Annotated in this window: 15 protein-coding genes; 13 read left to right on the forward strand and 2 right to left on the reverse strand. The window is 65.9% G+C overall.

Annotation, left to right across the window (positions count from 1 at the left end; all coding sequences use genetic code 11):
• The 5 genes from paaE to AC3WLE_RS01340 all read left to right on the forward strand — a co-directional run bounded on the left by paaE (nt 1) and on the right by AC3WLE_RS01340 (nt 6,356).
• Complete coding sequence (paaE, locus tag AC3WLE_RS01320; RefSeq protein ID WP_492355785.1) at nt 1-1,077, forward strand: 1,2-phenylacetyl-CoA epoxidase subunit PaaE; 1,077 nt, start codon at nt 1-3, stop codon at nt 1,075-1,077.
• 58 nt (nt 1,078-1,135) lie between these two features.
• Nucleotides 1,136-2,800 (forward strand): phenylacetic acid degradation protein PaaN, encoded by a 1,665-nt coding sequence (paaN, locus tag AC3WLE_RS01325; protein ID WP_492317065.1) that lies wholly within the window; start codon nt 1,136-1,138, stop codon nt 2,798-2,800.
• Nucleotides 2,801-2,880: 80 nt separating this feature from the next.
• On the forward strand, nt 2,881-4,230 hold the full coding sequence (paaK, locus tag AC3WLE_RS01330) for a phenylacetate--CoA ligase PaaK (protein ID WP_492317066.1): 1,350 nt from the start codon (nt 2,881-2,883) through the stop codon (nt 4,228-4,230).
• Nucleotides 4,231-4,386: 156 nt separating this feature from the next.
• The gene (locus tag AC3WLE_RS01335) at nt 4,387-4,695 is read left to right on the forward strand and encodes a DUF485 domain-containing protein (RefSeq protein WP_492317067.1); all 309 of its coding nucleotides are present in this window, start codon (nt 4,387-4,389) and stop codon (nt 4,693-4,695) included.
• Nucleotides 4,692-6,356: a cation acetate symporter gene (locus AC3WLE_RS01340; RefSeq protein ID WP_492317068.1), complete on the forward strand. Its 1,665-nt coding sequence runs from the start codon at nt 4,692-4,694 to the stop codon at nt 6,354-6,356. Before AC3WLE_RS01335 ends, AC3WLE_RS01340 begins: the two co-directional genes overlap by 4 nt.
• Nucleotides 6,357-6,879: 523 nt before the next feature.
• Here the strand turns inward: AC3WLE_RS01340 and AC3WLE_RS01345 are convergent.
• Nucleotides 6,880-7,605, reverse strand: a complete 726-nt coding sequence (locus AC3WLE_RS01345) for a TetR/AcrR family transcriptional regulator (RefSeq protein ID WP_492317069.1) — start codon at nt 7,603-7,605, stop codon at nt 6,880-6,882.
• Between the two features lie 488 nt (nt 7,606-8,093).
• Between AC3WLE_RS01345 and AC3WLE_RS01350 the strand changes: the two genes are divergently transcribed.
• From AC3WLE_RS01350 to AC3WLE_RS01360, 3 genes are all read left to right on the forward strand, one after another.
• Complete coding sequence (locus AC3WLE_RS01350; RefSeq protein WP_492317071.1) at nt 8,094-8,897, forward strand: cyclase family protein; 804 nt, start codon at nt 8,094-8,096, stop codon at nt 8,895-8,897.
• Nucleotides 8,898-8,904: 7 nt separating this feature from the next.
• Nucleotides 8,905-10,218: a fumarylacetoacetase gene (gene fahA, locus AC3WLE_RS01355; protein ID WP_492317072.1), complete on the forward strand. Its 1,314-nt coding sequence runs from the start codon at nt 8,905-8,907 to the stop codon at nt 10,216-10,218.
• 200 nt (nt 10,219-10,418) lie between these two features.
• Complete coding sequence (locus AC3WLE_RS01360) at nt 10,419-12,131, forward strand: CocE/NonD family hydrolase (protein ID WP_492317073.1); 1,713 nt, start codon at nt 10,419-10,421, stop codon at nt 12,129-12,131.
• Between the two features lie 448 nt (nt 12,132-12,579).
• Here the strand turns inward: AC3WLE_RS01360 and AC3WLE_RS01365 are convergent, their stop codons facing one another.
• Nucleotides 12,580-13,308, reverse strand: a complete 729-nt coding sequence (locus AC3WLE_RS01365; protein ID WP_492317074.1) for a TetR/AcrR family transcriptional regulator — start codon at nt 13,306-13,308, stop codon at nt 12,580-12,582.
• A 232-nt stretch (nt 13,309-13,540) separates the two neighbouring features.
• Between AC3WLE_RS01365 and AC3WLE_RS01370 the strand changes: the two genes are divergently transcribed.
• The 5 genes from AC3WLE_RS01370 (at nt 13,541) to AC3WLE_RS01390 (ending at nt 20,321) form a co-directional block, all read left to right on the forward strand.
• Nucleotides 13,541-15,421, forward strand: a complete 1,881-nt coding sequence (locus AC3WLE_RS01370) for an FAD-dependent monooxygenase (protein WP_492355786.1) — start codon at nt 13,541-13,543, stop codon at nt 15,419-15,421.
• The gene (locus tag AC3WLE_RS01375) at nt 15,418-17,352 is read left to right on the forward strand and encodes an FAD-dependent monooxygenase (RefSeq protein WP_492355787.1); all 1,935 of its coding nucleotides are present in this window, start codon (nt 15,418-15,420) and stop codon (nt 17,350-17,352) included. Before AC3WLE_RS01370 ends, AC3WLE_RS01375 begins: the two co-directional genes overlap by 4 nt.
• Nucleotides 17,349-17,945: a VOC family protein gene (locus AC3WLE_RS01380; RefSeq protein ID WP_492317077.1), complete on the forward strand. Its 597-nt coding sequence runs from the start codon at nt 17,349-17,351 to the stop codon at nt 17,943-17,945. Before AC3WLE_RS01375 ends, AC3WLE_RS01380 begins: the two co-directional genes overlap by 4 nt.
• 13 nt (nt 17,946-17,958) lie before the next feature.
• On the forward strand, nt 17,959-18,924 hold the full coding sequence (locus AC3WLE_RS01385) for a fumarylacetoacetate hydrolase family protein (protein WP_492317078.1): 966 nt from the start codon (nt 17,959-17,961) through the stop codon (nt 18,922-18,924).
• Between the two features lie 71 nt (nt 18,925-18,995).
• A complete protein-coding gene (locus AC3WLE_RS01390) occupies nt 18,996-20,321 on the forward strand; it encodes an OmpP1/FadL family transporter (protein WP_492355788.1) in 1,326 nt (441 codons plus the stop codon).
• Nucleotides 20,322-20,369: the final 48 nt, after the last annotated feature.

The raw sequence follows: 20,369 nt of genomic DNA on the forward strand, positions 1-20,369 counted from the left end.
ATGAGCAAATTCCATGAACTGACCGTGGCCTCGGTCACCCGCGAAACCCGCGATGCCGTGGCCGTGACCTTTGCCGTGCCGGATGAACTGGCCGACACCTACCGCTACATCCAGGGCCAGCACCTGACGCTGCGCACCGGCATCGGCGGCGAGGACGTGCGCCGCTCGTACTCGATCTGCTCGGCGGTGCAGGACGCACAGCTGCGCGTCGCGATCAAGCGCGTCGACGGCGGCCTGTTCTCCAACTGGGCCAACGAACAACTGCAGCCCGGCATGAAGCTGGAGGTGATGCCGCCATCCGGCCACTTCCACGTGCCGCTGTCTGCCACGCAGGCGAGACACTACGTGGCCTTCGCCGCCGGCAGCGGCATCACGCCGATGCTGTCGATCATCAAGACCACGCTGGAAGCCGAGCCCCAGAGCCGCTTCACGCTGTTCTACGGCAACCGCGCCTCGTCTTCGGTGCTGTTCAAGGAAGAGCTGGAAGACCTGAAGGACTCCTACCTGCAGCGCTTCAACCTGGTGTTCGTGCTCAGCCGCGAGCAGCTGGAGATCGACCTCTTCAACGGCCGCATCGACGGCGAGAAGGTCAATGCCTTGCTCAAGCACTGGGTCAAGCCGCAGGACATCGACATCGCCTTTATCTGCGGCCCGCATTCGATGATGGAAGAGGTGTCGCAGGCGCTGCTCGACAACGGCGTGGACAAGGCCCGCGTCAAGCGCGAGCTGTTTGCCACCAGCATCCCCGCGGCCCGCCCGGCGGCGCATGCACACAAGCAGGTGGGTCAGCAGCAGTGCGAGGTCACGGTGATCCAGGACGGCCGCACGCGCTGCTTCACGCTGGAGAAGAACAAGGAGACGGTGCTGGATGCCGCGCTGGCGCAAGGCATCGAGCTGCCTTACTCATGCAAGGGCGGGGTCTGCTCGACCTGCCGCTGCAAGCGCATCGAAGGCGAGGTCGACATGGACGTCAACTTTGCGCTGGAGGACTACGAAGTCGCGCGCGGCTTCATCCTCAGCTGCCAGAGCTACGCCGTCAGCGACAAGCTGGTGATCGACTTCGACCAGGAAACCTGAAGCGTTTCCTGCTGCTGTCCCGACCCATACACAAACCATTCTGCCCCCGGAGCAAGCCGTGTCCCATCTGTTTTTTGAACGCCACCAGGCGCTGCTGGAACAAGCCACCCAAGCCATTGCCGAGCGCGGCTACTGGAGCCCGTTCACCGAAATGCCGAGCCCCAGGGTCTACGGCGAAACCGCCAACGCCGACGGCAAGGCTGCGTTCGAGGCCCGCCTGAACCGCCCGTTCGCGCTGTCGCAGCCGGGCACCGTCGGCCAGGCCGGCAAGGAAGTCTCGCCCTATGGCGCAGAACTGGGCATCACCTATCCGAAGCCCGACCTCGACCAGCTCTTCGCCGGCGTGGCCGAAGGCATGCCCGCCTGGCGCAAGGCCGGGCCTGAAGCCTGGGTCGGCGTTTCGCTGGAAATCCTGCAGCGCCTGAACCGCCGCAGTTTCGAGATTGCCTACGCGGTGATGCACACCACCGGCCAGGCCTTCATGATGGCCTTCCAGGCCGGCGGCCCGCACGCGCAGGACCGCGGGCTGGAAGCGGTGGCCTACGCCTGGGACGAGATGCGCCGCATCCCGAAGCAGGCGATCTGGGAGAAGCCGCAGGGCAAGAACGAGCCGCTGCGCATGGAGAAGCGCTACAGCGTGGTGCCGCGCGGCGTGGGCCTGGTGATCGGCTGCTGCACCTTCCCGACCTGGAACGGTTATCCCGGCCTGTTCGCCAGCCTAGCGACCGGCAACGCGGTGGTGGTCAAGCCGCACCCGGGCGCGATCCTGCCGCTGGCGATCAGCGTCGAGGTGGCGCGCGAGGTGCTGCAGGAAGCCGGCTTCGATCCCAACCTGGTCACGCTGGTGGCCAACGACCCGAGCGAGCGCATGGCCTCGACGCTGGCACTGCGCCCCGAAGTGCGCCTGATCGACTTCACCGGCAGCAGCGCCAATGGCGAATGGCTGGAGCGCAATGCGCACCAGGCCCAGGTCTATACCGAGAAGGCCGGCGTCAACCAGATCGTGATCGACTCCACCAGCGATTTCAAGGGCATGGTGCGCAATATCGCGTTCTCGCTGGCGCTGTACTCGGGTCAGATGTGCACGGCACCGCAGAACATCTACGTGCCGAAGGACGGCATCGACACGCCGGAAGGGCACCTCGGCTTCGACCAGGTGGCCGCGGCGATCGGGGAAGGCGTGGCCAGGCTCACCAGCGATGCAGCCAAGGCGGTGGAGCTGCTCGGCGCGATCCAGAACGACGGGGTGGTGCAGCGCATCGAATCGTCGCGCGCACTGGGCGAGATCGTCGCCGACAGCCGCGTGCTGGAGCACCCGGAGTTCCCCGGCGCGCGCATCCGCACGCCGCTGGTGCTCAAGGTGGACGCCAGCGACGAGGGCAAGATCATGCAGGAATTGTTCGGCCCGATCTCGTTCATCGTCGCCACCGACAACACCGCGCACAGCATCGCGCTGGCGCACCGCGGCGCGAAGGAGCATGGCGCACTGACGTTGTCGGCCTACACCACCGATGCCGGCGTGTCCGAGGGCATCCGCGAAGCCGCCGAGGACGCGGGCGTGGCCCTGTCGCTGAACCTGACCGGTGGCGTGTTCGTCAACCAGTCGGCCGCGTTCAGCGACTTCCATGCCACCGGCGCCAACCCGGCAGCCAATGCCTCGCTGTCGGATGCGGCTTTCGTCGCCAACCGCTTCCGCGTGGTGCAGAGCCGTTCCCATATCTGATGCACTAGCTAGCAGTCGCAGCACCCGGCGCCGGCCCCCAATAGAAATGCGGCGCAATCATAACGATGATGGAGTAGACAATGGTTCAACGCATCCCCAACCCCAACGAGCTGGAGCCGATCGAGCGCGCCAGCCGCGACGAACTGCAGGCGCTGCAGCTGGAACGGCTGAAATGGAGCGTGCGCCATGCCTACGACAACGTGCCGCACTACCGCAAGGCCTTCCATGCGGCCGGGGTGCATCCGGACGACCTGCAGTCGCTGTCGGACCTGTCGAAGTTCCCGTTCCTGACCAAGCAGGACCTGCGCGACAACTACCCCTTCGGCATGCTCGCGGTGCCGCGCGAGAAGGTGGCGCGCGTGCATGCGTCGAGCGGCACCACGGGCAAGCCGACCGTGGTCGGCTATACCGCGAAGGATATCGATACCTGGGCCAGCGTGGTGGCGCGCTCCATCCGCGCCGCCGGCGGCCGCGCCGGCGACCTGGTCCATGTCAGCTATGGCTATGGCCTGTTCACGGGCGGCCTGGGTGCCCACTACGGCGCCGAGAAGGCCGGCTGCACGGTGATCCCCATGTCCGGCGGACAGACCGAGAAACAGGTACAGCTGATCCGCGAGTTCGAGCCCAACATCATCATGGTGACGCCGTCGTACATGCTGAACCTGATCGAGGAGATGGAGCGCCAGGGCATGGATCCGTCGGAAAGCTCGCTCAAGGTGGGCATCTTCGGCGCCGAGCCGTGGACGGATGCGATGCGCGCGGAGATCGAGGCACGTGCCGGCATCGACGCGGTGGACATCTACGGCCTGTCTGAAGTCATGGGCCCGGGTGTCGCTTGCGAATGCATCGAGAGCAAGGACGGTCCGGTGATCTGGGAAGACCACTTCTACGCCGAGATCATCGACCCGGTGACCGGCGAGGTGCTGCCGGATGGCGAAGAGGGCGAACTGGTGTTCACCTCGCTCACCAAGGAAGCGCTGCCGGTGATCCGCTACCGCACGCGCGACCTGACGCGCCTGCTGCCGCCCACCTCGCGTTCGATGCGCCGCATCGGCAAGATCACCGGCCGCTCGGACGACATGCTGATCATCCGCGGCGTCAATGTATTCCCGTCGCAGATCGAGGAGCTGATCCTGAAGACCCCGGCGCTGGCGCCGCAGTACCAGCTGGTGGTGACCCGAGACGGCCACCTGGACAAACTGGAAGTGCGCGTTGAGGCGCGGCCCGGACCATCGGCCACCCTCTGCGCCGACGACCGCGCGACGCTGGAGCGCGAGCTGAAGGACCAGATCAAAACCTACGTGGGCGTGACCACGCGCGTGCAGGTAGTGGATGCAGACGGCATCGAGCGCACCACTGTCGGCAAGGCGCGGCGCGTGCTTGACATGCGGCCGAAGGTCACGCACGAGCAGCCGGTCGGCGCGATCTGAACGTATCGCATGAACTGACAAGCCGCTGCATGTGTGCTCCCTCTCCCCGTGCGGGGAGAGGGAGCACACCGCCGGAAGAGTTCAAGTCTCAACGAACCACCCAACGATGGCGCCCACCCAGAGGCGCCGCGCCCCCCTGCGCCAAAGGAGACCACCATGGACGCGCGACAACTGGAAACCATCCAGAACCACCCCGATTTCATCCGGCTGACCAACGGGCGCACCCGCCTGGGCTGGTCGCTGACGCTGGTCATGCTGGCGATCTACTTCGGCTTTATCCTGCTGCTGGCGTTCTCGCCGGCCACGCTCGGCACACCGCTTGGCGCGGGTGTGATGACCGTGGGCATTCCCGTCGGCGTGGCGGTGATCGTCGCGGCCGTGCTGCTGACCGGGATCTACGTGTACCGGGCCAACCGCGACCTGGATCCGCTCAACGAACGCGTGCGCAAGGAGTGCCTGGCATGAAGCCCGCCAACCGTTACCTGTGCGCGGCCCTGCTCGGGCTTGCCAGCATGGCTGCCGCGGCGGCACCCGCCATCCAGGGCGATGCCGCGCCGCGGCCGCTGAACTGGAGCGCCATCGTGATGTTCCTGCTGTTCGTGCTGTTCACGCTCGGCATTACCCGCTGGGCCGCGCGCCGCACGCGCTCGGCATCCGACTTCTATGCCGCCGGGGGCGGGCTGAGCGGCTTCCAGAACGGCCTGGCCATCGCCGGCGACATGGTCTCGGCTGCCTCCTTCCTCGGCATCTCCGCGATGATGTTCGACAAGGGCTATGACGGGCTGATCTACGCGCTGGGCGTGGTGGCGGGCTGGCCGATCATCCTGTTCATCGTCGCCGAACGGCTGCGCAACCTTGGCCGCTATACCTTTGCCGACGTAGTGTCATACCGGCTGGCGCAGAAGCCGGTGCGGATCACCGCCGCCTGCGGCACGCTGACGGTGGTGATCATGTACCTGGTGGCGCAGATGGTCGGCGCCGGCAAACTGATCGAGCTGCTGTTCGGCACCAGCTATGAGTCCGCCGTGGTGATCGTCGGCCTGCTGATGGTGCTGTATGTGATGTTCGGCGGCATGCTCGCCACCACCTGGGTGCAGATCATCAAGGCCGCGCTGCTGCTGGGCGGCGTGACGTTCATGGCCGTGATGGTGCTGGCGTACTTCGGCTTCAGCCCGGAAGCCATGTTCGCCGGCGCGGCCAAGGTGCATGACAAGGGGCTGGCGATCCTGTCGCCGGGCGGGCTGGTGTCCAATCCCATCGATGCGATTTCGCTGGGGGTGGGCATGATGTTCGGCACCGCGGGCCTGCCGCACATCCTGATGCGCTTCTTCACCGTGGCCGACGCCCGCGAGGCGCGCAAGTCCGTGCTCTACGCCACCGGCTTCATCGGCTACTTCTACGTGCTGATCCTGGTGGTGGGCTTCGGTGCGATCGTGATGGTGGGCGCGGATCCGGCCTACCGCGACGCGGCCGGCAAGATCATCGGCGGCAGCAATATGGTGGCGGTGCACCTGTCGCACGCGATCGGCGGCGATCTCTTCCTGGGCTTTATCTCAGCGGTGGCGTTCGCGACCATCCTCGCGGTGGTGGCGGGCCTGGCCCTGTCGGGTGCTTCCGCGGTCTCGCATGACCTGTACGCCAACGTGTTCCGCCGCGGGCAGGCCAACGAGAAGGACGAGATCCGGGTGTCCAAGGCGGCCACCCTGGTGATCGGCGTGCTGGCCATGGTGCTGGGCGTGATGTTCGAGAAGCAGAACATCGCCTTCCTGTCCGGCCTGGTGCTGGCGATCGCGGCCTCCGTCAACTTCCCGGTGCTGTTCCTGTCGATGTTCTGGAAAGGCCTGACCACGCGCGGCGCCGTGGCGGGCAGCCTGGCCGGGCTGGTGTCAGCGGTGGCACTGCTGGTGCTGGGCCCGACGGTCTGGGTGGGGATCCTGCATCATGACAAGCCGATCTTCCCGTATGCCAACCCGGCGCTGTTCTCGATGACGCTGGCCTTCGCCGGCGCCTGGCTGGCGTCGGTGCTGGACCGCTCCGCCCGGGCCGGCACCGAGCGCCAGCGCTACGGTGCGCAGTTCGTGCGCGCGATGACCGGGATCGGCGCTGCGGGGGCAAGTCAGCATTGATCCCGGGGGCGGGGCAGCGCGGCAGCAACGCTCTTCGGCCAGTGGTTTCTGCGGCAGCCGCGCCGGCGGGCGCGGCTCTTCCTCCGTAATGGCGGTGAACTCGCCGTGGGTAAGGTTCTGCTTGTCGCCATTCGACAGATGCAGGATTGCATAGACGTCGCCTTCCTCCTGCGGCAACACCCGCATGCCGACGATATGGTCGCCATCATCGACCGCATCAATCCGCGGCTGGGAGCGCGAAGACATCGGGCGAGTGCTGCCCCCGGTCACGGTTGGACAAATTCGCTTGTATTGCATCAGCGGGGTTGCGCGCAACGACGACAGAAGGCTTCGTTAGTCCCACCGGTGGCCCCGCCCACTCGCGGACAAACGGCCTGAGCGCGTCAGGAGGATGCCGGCTGCAGGCCTGCTGGGCGAGCGCTTCCCGGAGATGGCTGGCCAAGTCACCGCGATAGGCCTAGAGATCGTGGCGAAGCTACGTTTTCTCCAGCCCCGAACACATCTGTACTCCAGGCGAATCGCATCATAAGGATGATTCTCTGGAACGCCTAGATGACGTCCGGTCGGCCCCGGCGCGAATGCCCGCTGCGATGAAAGTTACCAGGTACTCGGACTTGTGACCCACGTCGCCGGCCTTGAACTTGCCGCCGGAGATACGCTCGATACGGCTGTCGAACACGCTCATCACCAGCGCTCCCACGGCAAACAGATAGGCCCAATGGGCATATCTGGTGCTGTTGCCTGGCAGAGCCTTGCGGATTGCCTTGACGAATTCCATGGCGAGCGGGTCGAAATAGTCGGCAACAATACCGCGCTCGGCTTCTCTTGGATCAGAGGCCTCGCGTGCGACGAGCTTGGCATAGGCAATGCCGGCCTCAGTGTCCTGAATCCGCATTACCGGCTCCACGAATGCACGCACGATGTGCTCCACCGAGTCCTCGCCAGCGGTGAGTGGTTGGCGCAGGGCCGCCAGCCGGGCCTCGAACAGCGTCTTGCGCCGGTCGAACAGCGCGCGGTACAGATTTCGCTTGGTCTCGAAGTGGTAAACGATCAGCGGCAAGCCAACCTCCGCGGCTGCTGCGATATCACGCATCGACACGCCGTCGAAGCCGCCCTCGGCGAAGAGGCGCTCCGCTGCATCGAGCACGCGTTCGCGCTTGCTCGCTTCCGGGATCGGCAGCCCCTGAGCTTCTTCTCGCGCCATGGCCCGTGCCCCGACCGCTGACTTTCGCGCTTCCTTGCCTTCCATGCTGCCTCCAATAGATGCGCCATTGTAGCGAACCTCACACCCGCGTTTACCCTACTGTAGCGTTTGACTGTACGAGCGTACAGTCCTCATGGCTTACCACTGCACGATCGTACAGTCAGGGAAAAGCGTGAGCGTCACCTGCTTCGGACAGGGGCGCCAAATCAGGAGATCCATCATGCCCCCCAAACTTACTGCCGCTCTACGCTCTCGTCACGGACCATGCCACGCTGCTTGTGCTGGGGCCGATCTTCGCCTTCGCTCCGCTGGCACTGGGCTCGGCGGCGACGGCGTTCGGCTTTGCTCCCGGCATCGCGCTGTGCGGCGGCTTCCCTGCTGTCCGCTGCCGTCGTAGCGCTGTTGCCGCGCCCCACCGCCGGGCCTGAAGCCGGTGCGTGCGCGACCAACGCGCCGCGCACCGCACCGTCGCTGGATGCCGGCTGAGTCCGCAACTCCCCCTTTTTACGCATCTCCACAGAGGACCTTCCACCATGACTCGACGCTTCGTCGATCTCTCGATCTACCTGGAAAACGATGTCGTCTCCGACCCTCCCGGTTATGGCCCTCAGATCGAATACCTGTCGCACCGCTCCACCGCCGAGCAGGTCACGGCTTTTTTCCCGGGGCTGAGGCCGTCCGACCTGCCGGACAGCGAAGGCTGGGCGATCGAGCGCGTCCAGCTCAATACGCACAATGGCACCCACCTGGATGCTCCCTATCACTTCCACAGCACCATGAATGAGTCATTGGGGCAGCGCGAGCGCGCCATCACCATTGACGAGGTGCCGCTGGAGTGGTGCTTCCAGCCGGGCGTGAAGCTCGACTTCACCGGGCTGGACGACGGTTATGTGGTCACCGCCGACGATGTCGAGGCCGAACTCGCCCGAATCGGGCACGTGCTCAAGCCGCTGGACATCGTGGTGGTCAACACGCGTGCGGGTAAGCGCTACGGCCAGCCTGACTACGTCTCGTCCGGCTGCGGCATGGGGTTCGACGCCACCATGTACCTGCTCGAACGTGGTGTGCGGCTGACCGGTACCGACGCGTGGAGTTGGGACGCGCCGTTTGTGCACACGGCCACCAAGTATGCCCAGACACAGGACGCCTCGCTGATCTGGGAAGGCCACAAGGCGGGCCGCAACATCGGTTACTGCCATCTGGAGAAGCTGCACAACCTAGAGGCGCTGCCGCCGCATGGCTTCTACATCTCCTGCTTCCCGCACAAGATTCGCGGGGCCTCGGCCGGCTGGACCCGCGCCGTTGCCATCTTCGACGATGCCCTGAATGCCGCCTGATACCACCATGGAACTGAACCACACCCATGATGCCTCCCGGCATAGCTGGCTGGACTCCGCCAATGCTGCAGGCTGCGATTTTCCGCTGCAGAATCTTCCGCTCTGCATATTCCGTCGGCTTGGCAGCGGCGCGGCCTGGCGTGGCGGCGTAGCGATCGGCGACCAGATCGTCGACCTGGCAGCATTGCATGGCACAGGCTGCCTGCAAGACCTGGCCGCCGAGGCCACGCGGGCCGCCGCAGCGCCGACGCTAAATGCACTGCTGGACTTGGGTCCGAGCGCCTGGCGGGCATTGCGCCACGGAATCTTTGCGCTGCTGGCGGCAGAAGGTGTGCATGAGCGTCAAGTACGCGAAACGCTGGTGCCACAGGCGGCCGCCGAGTTTGCGGTCCCGGTACGCATCGGCGACTACACGGATTTCTATACTTCGCTCGACCACGCCGTGAACTGCTGTCGCCAGTTCGGGCTGGAGGTGAACCCCAACTTTGACTGGCTGCCGATCGCGTATCACGGCCGCGTGTCTTCCATCGGGGTCAGTGGCCAGCAGGTCTACCGACCGATGGGGCAGTACCGCCCTGATCCGGGCGGAGTACCTGTGTATGGACCGTGCCAGCGTCTCGACTACGAACTGGAAGTGGGCGCGGTGATTGGCATCGGCAATGAACGTGGCACGCCTATCCCGCTGGCAAAGGCACAGCAGCACATCTTCGGCCTATGCCTGCTCAACGATTGGTCCGCGCGCGACATCCAGACCTGGGAAATGCAACCGCTCGGGCCGTTTCTCGCTAAAAACTTCGCAACCACACTATCGCCCTGGATCGTCACGCTCGAAGCACTGCTGCCTTACCGCGCAAGCTGGACACGCGACCCAGAGCGCCCACAGCCGCTTGACTACCTTCGTTCGGCGGAGAATGACGCAGCCGGCGCCTTTGACATCCAACTAGAGGTTTCGATACTCAGCGCGCGTCAGTTGGCACAGGGCCGGCAACCACGCACGCTGACCCGTACCAACTTTCGCCACCAGTACTGGACGCTGAGCCAGATGATTGCTCACCACGCCATGGGAGGTTGCAATCTTCAGAGCGGCGACCTACTGGGCAGCGGCACGATCTCGGGTCCCTCGCCGGGCGAGGCCGGCGCGCTGATCGAACTCACAGTATCCGGGACGCAACCGGTAGACATCGGCAACGGCGAACAACGCGGCTTCCTTGAGGACGGCGACACCGTCGTATTCCGCGGCTGGTGTGAGCGCCAGAACTACGCTCGGATCGGCTTCGGCGTCAACAATGCGACCGTGCTGCCGGCCCCTGTGCCTGCCTGACGGTCTCTTACCCATACCGGCGCGCGCCACTTCCGACGGACTTGCGGTGGGTTATGGCTATGCCCTGTTAAAGCGCACGGACGCGTACGCTGTGGCGATGTTCGACAAGGTCACCGGAAAGGGAAGTGGCATCAGCTTTGCGCTTGGCATGCGCCACAAGTTTTAGCCGCGGTACAAGATAAACCGATCAGGAGACAGACATGCAAATCGATTGGGACGTTGAAATCCCCATGGACGATGGTTTGGTAGTTCGGGCCGACGTTTTTCGCCCGAAAGAGGAAGGACGCTACCCCATATTGATGTCCTACGGACCGTACGCCAAGGGTCTGCCATTCCAGGTGGGATTCCCCGCACAATGGCAATCACTCACGACTAAGCACCCGGAAATTCTGAAGGGCAGCAGCGGCAAGTACGCGAACTGGGAAACCGCGGATCCGGAGAGATGGGTGCCGTTGGGTTACATCTGCATTCGCGTGGACTCGCGCGGCGCTGGCCGCTCGCCGGGCGTCATCGATTGCTTCTCCCCGCGCGAGGCGCAGGACTTCTACGAGTGCATTGAATGGGCAGCGAAACAACCGTGGAGCAACGGCAAGGTCGGCCTCGCCGGCGTTTCCTACTACGGCGCCACCCAATGGCTGGTGGCGGCGAAACGTCCTCCGCATCTGGCCGCGATCTGCCCGTTCGAGGGGTTCTCCGACTACTATCGCGACGCCTGCCGGCACGGCGGCATCCTCAACACGTTCATGGTGGCCTGGTATCCGAAGCAGGTGGAAGCCGTGCAGCACGGTCTGGGGCTGCGCGCGGGTGTGAACCCCAACAGCGGGTTGCCGATCTCCGGACCGGCAGAGCTCAGCGACGAAGAATTGCTCGCCAATCGCGTCGATATCAACGCGACGCAGTTGAGCGCGGAGCTCATCACGGATAGTTACTTCGACGGCCGCCGTGCGGACCTGGGTGCGATCGAGGTACCGGTCCTTTCCTGCGGCAACTGGGGTGGCCATGGCCTGCACCTGCGCGGCAATGTCCAAGGCTACCTGGGGGCCGGCTCGAAGCAGAAATGGCTCGAATTGCACGGGCTCGAGCATTGGACGGAGTTCTATACGGACTACGGCGTAGCGCTACAGAAGAGGTTCTTCGATCACTTTTTGAGGGGCGAGGACAACGGCTGGGACCGGCAACCGCCCATCAAGATGCAGGTGCGCCACGTGGATCGTTTCGTGGAGCGCGACGAGTATGAATGGCCGTTGGCGCGCACCGTCTGGACGCCCATGTACCTGGACGCTAGCGCACAGACCCTGCGATCGAAGCCAACCGGGACAGTTTCGCGCCTCTCGTTTGACGGCATGGCAGGCAAGGTGAGCTTCTGCACTGCACCGTTCGAGCGCGACACCGAGGTGACCGGTCCGCTGGCTGCCACGCTCTGGATCTCCACGACAGGCCGGGATGCGGACCTGTTCCTGACGCTGCGGGCTTTCACTCCCGACGGCAAGGAGCACCTGATCTTGGGGGCGGTTGAACCCAACGCACCTCTCGGGCAAGGCTGGCTTAGAGCGTCGCACCGGAAGCTGAATCCTCAAGCCTCTAGGCCGTATCAGCCCGTGCACACGCATCAGGAGATCCAACTTCTAGAACCGAACGAGACCTACGAGTTGCAGGTCGAGATCTGGCCAATGTGCTTCGTGTTCCCGAAGGGCTACCGGCTGGTGTTGACTGTCGGCAGCTCGGACTTCGAGCACGACCTGCCTGGACCCTACCCGCAGATCTATGGCAAGTCGATGCGCGGCTCGTCGGTGCTGCTGCACGATCACCCCGAGGACCGCAGGTCTGAACGATTCGCCGGTCAGACCACCGTTCACACGGGCGGGAAGTATCCGTCATTCCTGCTTCTGCCCGTCATTCCCGCAACACGCTGACCGGTGGCACCATGAGCACGACGCGTCGAACGTTCCTCGCCCGCACCGCTGGTGCATTTGCGGCCGCTGGCCCCTGCCATGGCACGCCGCCAACGCACAACAGGCATGGCCGGTCAAGCCCATCAAACTGATCAGCATGGGGCCTCCCGGTTCCCCGCCAGACACCTACGCGCGGATTTACGCGGACAGGCTCGCAAAGGACGGCTCGACGCGGTAGCCGGCAGTGGAAGGAGCGCGCCAGGGCCTGTGCCTCCGCAGCGACCGCGGGTGGCTCGGAAGTGAAGAGATTGCAGTATCTCCGAATTCTACGGATCCGGCCTTCGTCACCGCATGGGCTCAGTGGTTGGCGCCTGGCGGTGGGCTCGCGATCGCTTAGCGTGCAATTTTTTTCCGTTTTCTGAAGCGACCCCTGGTTGCGCACGCCGCTGCAGCCTTGCGCTGACCAGAACTAGACCGGGTCTGCCGCCCGCCGTCGGCCGGGCCTGCGGGCGGCCATGCCATTCATCAGGACATCGATGACCTGTTCCGCGTGCTGTTCCGCCTGGGCGGGTGTCATGGGCCCGACGCCATAGAGGCGCTTCAGCAAATGCGTGGCTGACTGCACGGCCGTAAGCATGGCCGTCATCGTGACGCTGGCCCGTTCCGGTGGGTAAGGCTTGAGTAGTTGCGCGGCATGGCACTCCGCGATCAGCGCATCGAGCTCGTCGTGAAACGGCTTCATATAGTTGTCCACCAGCCAGTCCAGCCTTGGACCATCCTGCGCGACTTCCATCAGGACCAGGGAGTGCGCCGCCGGATGCAGGACATTGCTCACCGCGAAGGCCCTTAGCGCTGCCTGCAGGCGGGCGAGCGGGTCAGAGCGGTCGAGGGCAGCCGCTGCCTGCCTGGACGCGGCCAGCAATCCCGTGTACGCGTTCTCCACTACCGCGCGCCAGAGCCCTTCCTTGCTGCCGAAATGGTAGTTCAGCAGCGGTTGCTTTACGCCCGCGCGGTTTGCGATCGACAGTACTGACGCCCCGTCGAATCCCTTTTGCGTGAACTCGATTTCGGCGGCGTCGATCAGGCGCTGACGCCCCGGCACCTCGGCGGCGCGGGCGACTGGTGTCGGGGCGGCGGAGGCTTCGGTGGCGCGCTTTCGGGCAGGAGTCCGCGAGCGTCGGCTCTCAACAGTTGTCATGGTGGTTTGGGACGCGTTTCACACACGGTAGCGATGTCGCCATTCTCCCACATGGCACCTGACCTCCAGCCCATCCGGGGGCGGCGGCTTTGCCGGGCCGTCCGGTCGCGCGCTCGCCCGGCGTCCTTATATAAGTATAAATACTAGTGTGAGCTTGACTTATACTTATATAAATTTGCGTTCCAGGGCGGCCATTGAGGCGGCGAGCAACATTGGGGGCAGGATGCGCGTGGTGGAAGTTCCGGTATTAATCGTGGGCGCTGGCCCGGTGGGCATGCTGATGGCAGCGCTGCTGGCGGACCAGGGCATTGAATCGCTGCTGGTCGAGCGTCGTGATGACCTGCATCTCGCCCCGCAGGCGCATGTCATCAACACCCGGACGCAGGAAATCCTGGCCGGCATCGGCGTCACCGACGAGGCGCTGGCCGGTATCACGACCCATAGCGGCGATGCACGCTTCGTGACGTGGCGGCGCAACCTTGCCGAGGGCGACCTGGCCCGCATCGATATCGGCAGCCCCGGCTATCTTGCCGGCATGGCGGCCGCCAGCGGCAAGCGCACCGCGAACATTCCCCAGCATCATCTGGAGCGGCTGCTGTTCGCCCAGGTGTCGCGCCGGGTTCGCTGCCAGGCGCGCTTCGGCCATGCCTGGCAGGGCGCGGAGCACAACGAGCATTGCGTCGTGTCGTCCGTGCGCGAGGCCGTGACTGGCGCGGTGTACCGCGTGCGCAGCGAATGGCTGATCGCGGCCGACGGTGCCGGTAGTCCGGTACGGCGCAGCCTGGGGCTGCCCATGGTTGGCGAGACCAACCTGGCACATCTCATCACCATCAACTTCGAGGCGGATATCCGCCATCTGGTCAAGGACAGTCCGTCGATCCTCTTCTGGGTCCTGTCGGCCGCGGCGCCCGGCACGTTTATCGTCCACGATTCGGCGCGCTACTCGGTGTTCATGACGCCGTATTTTCCGCAGCATGAATCGCCGGCGGACTTCCCCTTGGCGCGCTGCGAGCGCCTGCTTCGGACCGCGCTCGGGGATCGCCACATGCCTTTGCGCATCACGTCGCTGTCGAACTGGACGATGCAGGCGCACATCGCTGCGTCCTATCGCAAGCAGCGCACCTTCCTCGTGGGCGATGCCGCGCATCGCTTTCCGCCCACTGGCGGACTCGGGTTGAACACAGGCGCTGCCGACGCGCACAACCTGGCATGGAAGCTGGCCAACGTCATCCGGGGCAGGGCGGGTCCGGGGCTGCTCGATACCTATGGTGACGAGCGCAAGCCGGTGGCCGAGAGGAACTGCGGCGTCAGCGTGGCAAACCACTGGAAGATGCGGGAGGTCACCGCTGCCTTGGGCCTCGATGACGACAAGTTGCCGACGCTGGCGCGATTGCGCGCCAGCGCACCGGCCCGCGCGCTGCCCGCTGCGCTGCGGTCCGCCGTCAAGCGGATGCTGGTGGCGCCCGTCGACGCGCGCACCCGGCGCGTGCAACTGGCGGCAACGCCGCGGTTCGCGGCCATCCAGCGCAACGTGCAACAGGCTGCTGAAGCGCAGATGGAGCATTTCAACACGCTCGGGCTTGACCTGGGCTACGTGTACCGGAGCGCGGCTGTCTGCGGCAGTGAGGCGATGCCCTCGGGGCCTTCAATGGCGACAAGTTCCGTACTGGAGGTGGCGCAGTCGTTCACCCCGGGCGCGCGCCTGCCGCACTTCCGGCTGCAGGACGCTTCCGGCGCGTCCGCCACTTCGCATGACCTGCTTGGCAACGGGCACTTCCTGCTCGCGGGCTTCGGGCGGCATGGCAAGGCATGCGCCGGGCTTGCCGCGGGTGCGAGCCAGCGGCTTGGCGCCCTGCCGGTACACGGCGTGGACATTGGCGCAGTCATCCATTGCGCCGACAAGCAGCAACTGTCCCTATGGAACCGGGGCCTGCCGGACGGCGTCATCCTGGTGCGTCCGGATGGCCATATTGCCTGGCGCCATGCATCGGCCACCGATGTGCAGGCGGAGGACGTGCTCGCTGCCCTCTGCCGGGTGCTTCAGGCTCCCGTGCCGTCGCCCCTCGCCGCAACGCGGCCACCTTTCAACACACTTGCGAAGGTTCACCAGTGACACACGATTCCGAAGCCGCGCCGCCGCGCCAGGATGGGCATTCCGTTCCGGTCCCGATTCCCGTGGCGATCATCGGCGCGGGCACGGCCGGCTCCGTGCTGGCCTTGCTCCTGGCCAGCCGCGGCATCCGCAGCGTGCTGGTCGAGCGTCAGGGCGATGCGGATACGCATCCGCGCGGACACGTCTGGTCCGCCCGCGCGATGGAGGTGATCCGCGCCATCGATGTCGAACTTGCCGAGCAGCTGCGCGAGATCAGTTCGCCGCCGCTCAAGCTGCGCTACATCACCTGGTGCACGTCGCTGGCGGGGGCCGACCTGGGCCGCTGCGTGCCGCTCGGGAATGACCCCGCGCATACCGCCAGCCTGCTGGGTAGCGGCCCTTGCCGCCCATTGCACTTGTCCCAGAACGTGACCGACCCGATTCTGCGGGAGCGCGTGGCACGCGACGCGCTGATCGAGTTCCTGCCCGGCTACGAACTGGAGTCGCTGTCGCAGGACCAGCATGCCTGCACGTTGACGCTGCGCGAACTTCGCAGCGGCCTCAGCGTGCGGCGCAGCGCGCGTTTCGTGGCCGGCGCCGATGGCGCGCAGAGCACGGTGCGGCGCCTGCTGGGCGTGCCATCTGTCCAGACGCCGCTGCAGGCGGTGGCGCAAATCCATTTCCGCGCGCAGTTGGGCAAGCTGACCGTAGCGCGGCCAAGCCCCTTCTACTGGATCTTCAATCCCAGGGTGGTGGGCACGCTTACCGCCCACACCGCCGATGAACAGGACTGGGTGCTGACGACCGCGGTGCTGCCTGCGCTCGAGCCCGCCGGCGGGATGCCGGCCGCGCAGGCGCTGTCGCTGGTGCAGGCCGCGATCGGCGACGACAGCGTTGAGGTCAGGGTGCAGTCCGTCCGCCCCTGGACCATGGCGCTGCGCCGTGCGGAAGTGACCCGGATCGGGCGCGTGCTGCTGCTTGGCGACGCCGCAGCGGGCTTCTCCGCCATCGGCGGCTTCGGCATGAACCACGGTATCGAGGACGCGGCGAGCCTGGCGTGGCGGCTGCAGATCCTGCTGGGCAGCTTTGTGCCCGACGACCTTGCTCAGGCGCTGTTGTCCAGCTATGCCGGGGAGAGAGCGGCGAGCGCCCAGGCGCATGCCAGCCGTACGCAGCAACTGAGCGACCTGGCCGACCAGGTGTTGCGCGCCACCGGCGTGGATCCGGACGGTTTCCAGACCTTGTCCGCGCTGTCCCGGTCCCGCTGGGTCCGGCTGCTGCCCAGGCCTGCCGCGCGCAAGCTGTTCCGGGCCGCGACCGGCGCCGGCCTGAAGCCGCTGGGCCGGCTCGTCGACCCTGGCCAGGCAGGGGCCGACATCCGCGCCCGCGTGCGCAGGGCGATCGACCGGCAGCGGGAAGTGTTCGTGACGTTGGGCACCGATCTTGGCTATGCGCATGCGACGGGCTTCCTCTGCCGCGAGCCCCATCCGCAAGCGAAATCGCCTCACGCGGGCACCGACTACTGGCCGGAGACCAGCCCCGGCGCGCTGGTTCCCCATCTGTGGAGTGAGACAGATGGCGCATCGCTGTCGACGCGCGACCTGGCCCGGCGTGCGCCTATGACGCTGCTGGTCCACGAGCAGGAGCGCGTGCGCTGGCAGGCAGCGCTGGCGCAACTGCGCGACGCCTGGGGCATCGACGTGGCGTGTCCGCAGGTCGGCACCGGCGACGATGCGCAGTTCCGCATCGGTGCGCCGGCGTTTGCCGAAGCCTTGCAGATCGATGTGTCCGGCGCGCTGCTGCTGCGCGGCGACGGCATCGTGGCCTGGCGCAGCCGCCGCCAGTGCGCCGATCCCGGCGCGGCGCTGCAGGCGGTGATGGCGCGCATGGTTTCCCAATCCAGCACGACCCGCGCCACGAGCGCGGCACACCCTATCAAGGAGATGCAATGAGCGACAGCATGGACCAGTTCCCTATCCCCTGCCCAGACCCGGACGCACGCCCGCCGCAAAAGCTCGCGCATATCGTGCTGGCCACGCGCCGGTTTGACGAAACGATCCACTGGTGGAGCATCGTGCTGGGCGCCCGCGTGATGTATCGCAATGCCTTGCTCTGCTTCCTGTCGTTTGACGAGGAGCATCACCGCCTGGCGCTGATCAATGCCGCGAACTTCTCGCCCCGCCGGCGCGAGAGCACGGGCCTGGACCACGTGGCCTTCACCTACAGCTCGCTGGGCGACCTGCTCCACACCTATGAGCGGCTCAAGGGCCATGACGTTCGCCCGGTATGGTGCATCAACCACGGACCGACGACCTCGCTGTACTACCGCGACCCCGACGGCATCCAGGCGGAACTGCAGGTGGACAACTTCGAGACGCCGGAGGCGCTGGAAGTGTGGCTGCGCTCGGGGGCCTTCGCGGAGAACGCGGTCGGAGTCGAGTTCGATCCGGAGCATCTGCTCGAACGCTACAAGGCTGGCGCGCCGGAAGCCAGCCTGAAGCAGCCCGGCGCGGTGACCAGCCGCCAGTTCCTGACCCTGCGCTGAAAGGGGAGAGCCGGTGAGATTGTGCACATTTTCCGCCGCTCAGGTGAAGGGCCATGTCGGGCTGGGCCTGGCCGACGGCCGGCTACTCGATGTGACCGCGACCTTCGCGGGTGACGCGCGCTTTGCCTGCCTGCTGGCGCTCATCGAGCATCAGCATGACACGCTGCCGGCCTTGCGGGCGTTGCTGGAAGACCGCACCCGGGACGGCGCGCACCAGGTGTACGCGCTGCGCTCGATTCAGCTCCAGCTCCCTTACCGTCCGCCGCAGATCCGTTGCTTCAGCGTCTACGAGCAGCATCTGCGCAATGCCTACGGGCAGGTCATGGCCCATGGCGTCAGCCCGGCCACAGGCCTGCTGATGCGGGCGCTGGGTGCGGGCAGGGTGCCGAAGGCCTTCTACGAAACGCCGATGTACTACAAAGGGGCGCGTCTCAATCTGTCCGGCCACGGCAGCAAGGTGGCCCGGCCCGATCCCGGCAGCAAGCTCGACTACGAGGCCGAACTTGCTGTCGTGATTGGCCGCCCCGGCAAGAACATCGACCGCTCGGCGGCGATGTCGCACATCTTCGGCTACGTGATCTTCAACGATTTCTCCGAACGCGCGCAGCTGATGAAAGAAATGCGCGCCCGCCCGAGTGCCGGCCCGGCCAAGGGCAAGGACTTCGACGGCAGCAATAGCCTCGGCGCCTGGATCGTCACCGCCGACGAGATCGCCGATCCACACGCGCTCGATGTCACCGTGCGCGTCAACGGTGAAGTGCGCGGGCAGGGCAGTACTGCGGGGATGACCCATCGCATCGACCGCATCGTCAGCTACGCGTCGTCCAACGAGACGCTGCACGGCGGCGAGCTGCTCGCCACCGGCTGCGTGCCGAACTGCGCCGGCATCGAGCAATGGCGCTTCCTGGAGGACGGCGACCGCGTCGATGTGGAGATCGCCGGGCTGGGCGTCCTGACCAACTCGATCACCGGCCATTAGCCGTACCTCAGCCCCCACGCGAGGCGGCCCCAGAGCTTCCCGCGCCAATAACAATGACATCGGAGACAGCAGTGAACCCGAAACAGTGGATGGTCCTATCCGCGCTAGCCGTGCGTCCAGTGCTTGGCCTGGCCGACAACGGCTACTTCCAGATCGGCTACGGTGCCGAAGCGCGTGGCGTGGCAGGTGCGGCCGCGGCGTCGACCCGCGATGCGTTCGGCGGTGCCAGCAACCCAGCCACCACGGTGTGGGCTGGCAACAGCTTCGAGGGCAACCTGATCGCAACCAACGGCCGCACCAGCATGAGCCGCGCCGCGGGATTGCCGCCGCCGCTGAGCGGGGTGCTCGATACGCACACGGCCAGCGCAAGCCGCTGGGTGCCGCTTGCCGACATCGCGGTGAGCAAGATGGTCACGCCCGACTTGTCGCTCAGCGTCGTCGGCTACAGCAATGGCGCAGGCACCTACTTCCCGGATGGCACCACGAGCTGCCTGGCGCCGCCGCCGGCGGGCGCCGGCACCACCTATCGCGGCAACCTGCTGTGCGGCAGCGGCAGGGCCAGCACCACGATCCAGCAGCTGACGATCGCGCCGACGGTGTCGGCGCGGGTCTCCCCGAGCGTCTCCGTCGGCTTCTCGGTGCTGCTGACCGGCCAGTTGTTCAGCGCCGAGGGCCTGCAGGCACTGGCGCCGCAGTCGGCGGCACCAGACCACCTGACCAACCAGGGCAGTGCGTCCTCGTTCGGCGTGGGCGTGCGCGTGGGAGCGTACTGGCGCGCCAGCGACGCGCTGGCTTTCGGTGCCGCCTACTCGCCCCGTATCCGGATGGGACGGCTCAAGGAGTATGAGGGTCTGCTGGCGGACCAGGGCCGGCTGGATATCCCTGAGAACATGTTGCTGGGCTTGCAGTGGTCACCCACGCAGGATCTTTCCTTTCTCTTCGACTACCAGCGCATCAACTACTCGGGCACCTCCGGCCTGGGCAACCCATCCTTTGATGGCACCGCCTTGCGCGGCAGCAGTGGCGGGCCGGGCAATGGCTGGAAGGACATGAACGTGTTCAAGGTCGGCGTGCGCTACCAGGTGACGCCGGCCCTCAATGTCTCGGGCGGCGTGTCGTTCAACAGCGCGGCCTATGCGGACGCGGACACGGCGAACAACGTCACCGCGCCCGCCACCTTCCGCCGGCACTACACCATCGGGCTTGGCTACGCGACCGGGCCCAACAGCAAGTGGTCGGTCTTCTACTCCTTGTCTCCGGGGCACACCACCGCCGGCAGTTCGACCCTGGCATCGGCCGTTGCCACGCAGCTTGCAGGCAGTCCCACCGTGGCGGGCCAGGAGTCCCTGGCCACGCGGCAGCAGAGCATCGGCGTGCAGTACACGCAACGCTTCTGACTGTCTTCGGCACCTATCTGACCTATCGGTTCATTCATCACGGAGTAC

It is taken from the genome of Cupriavidus sp. FW306-1B-F12B (genome assembly GCF_058781795.1).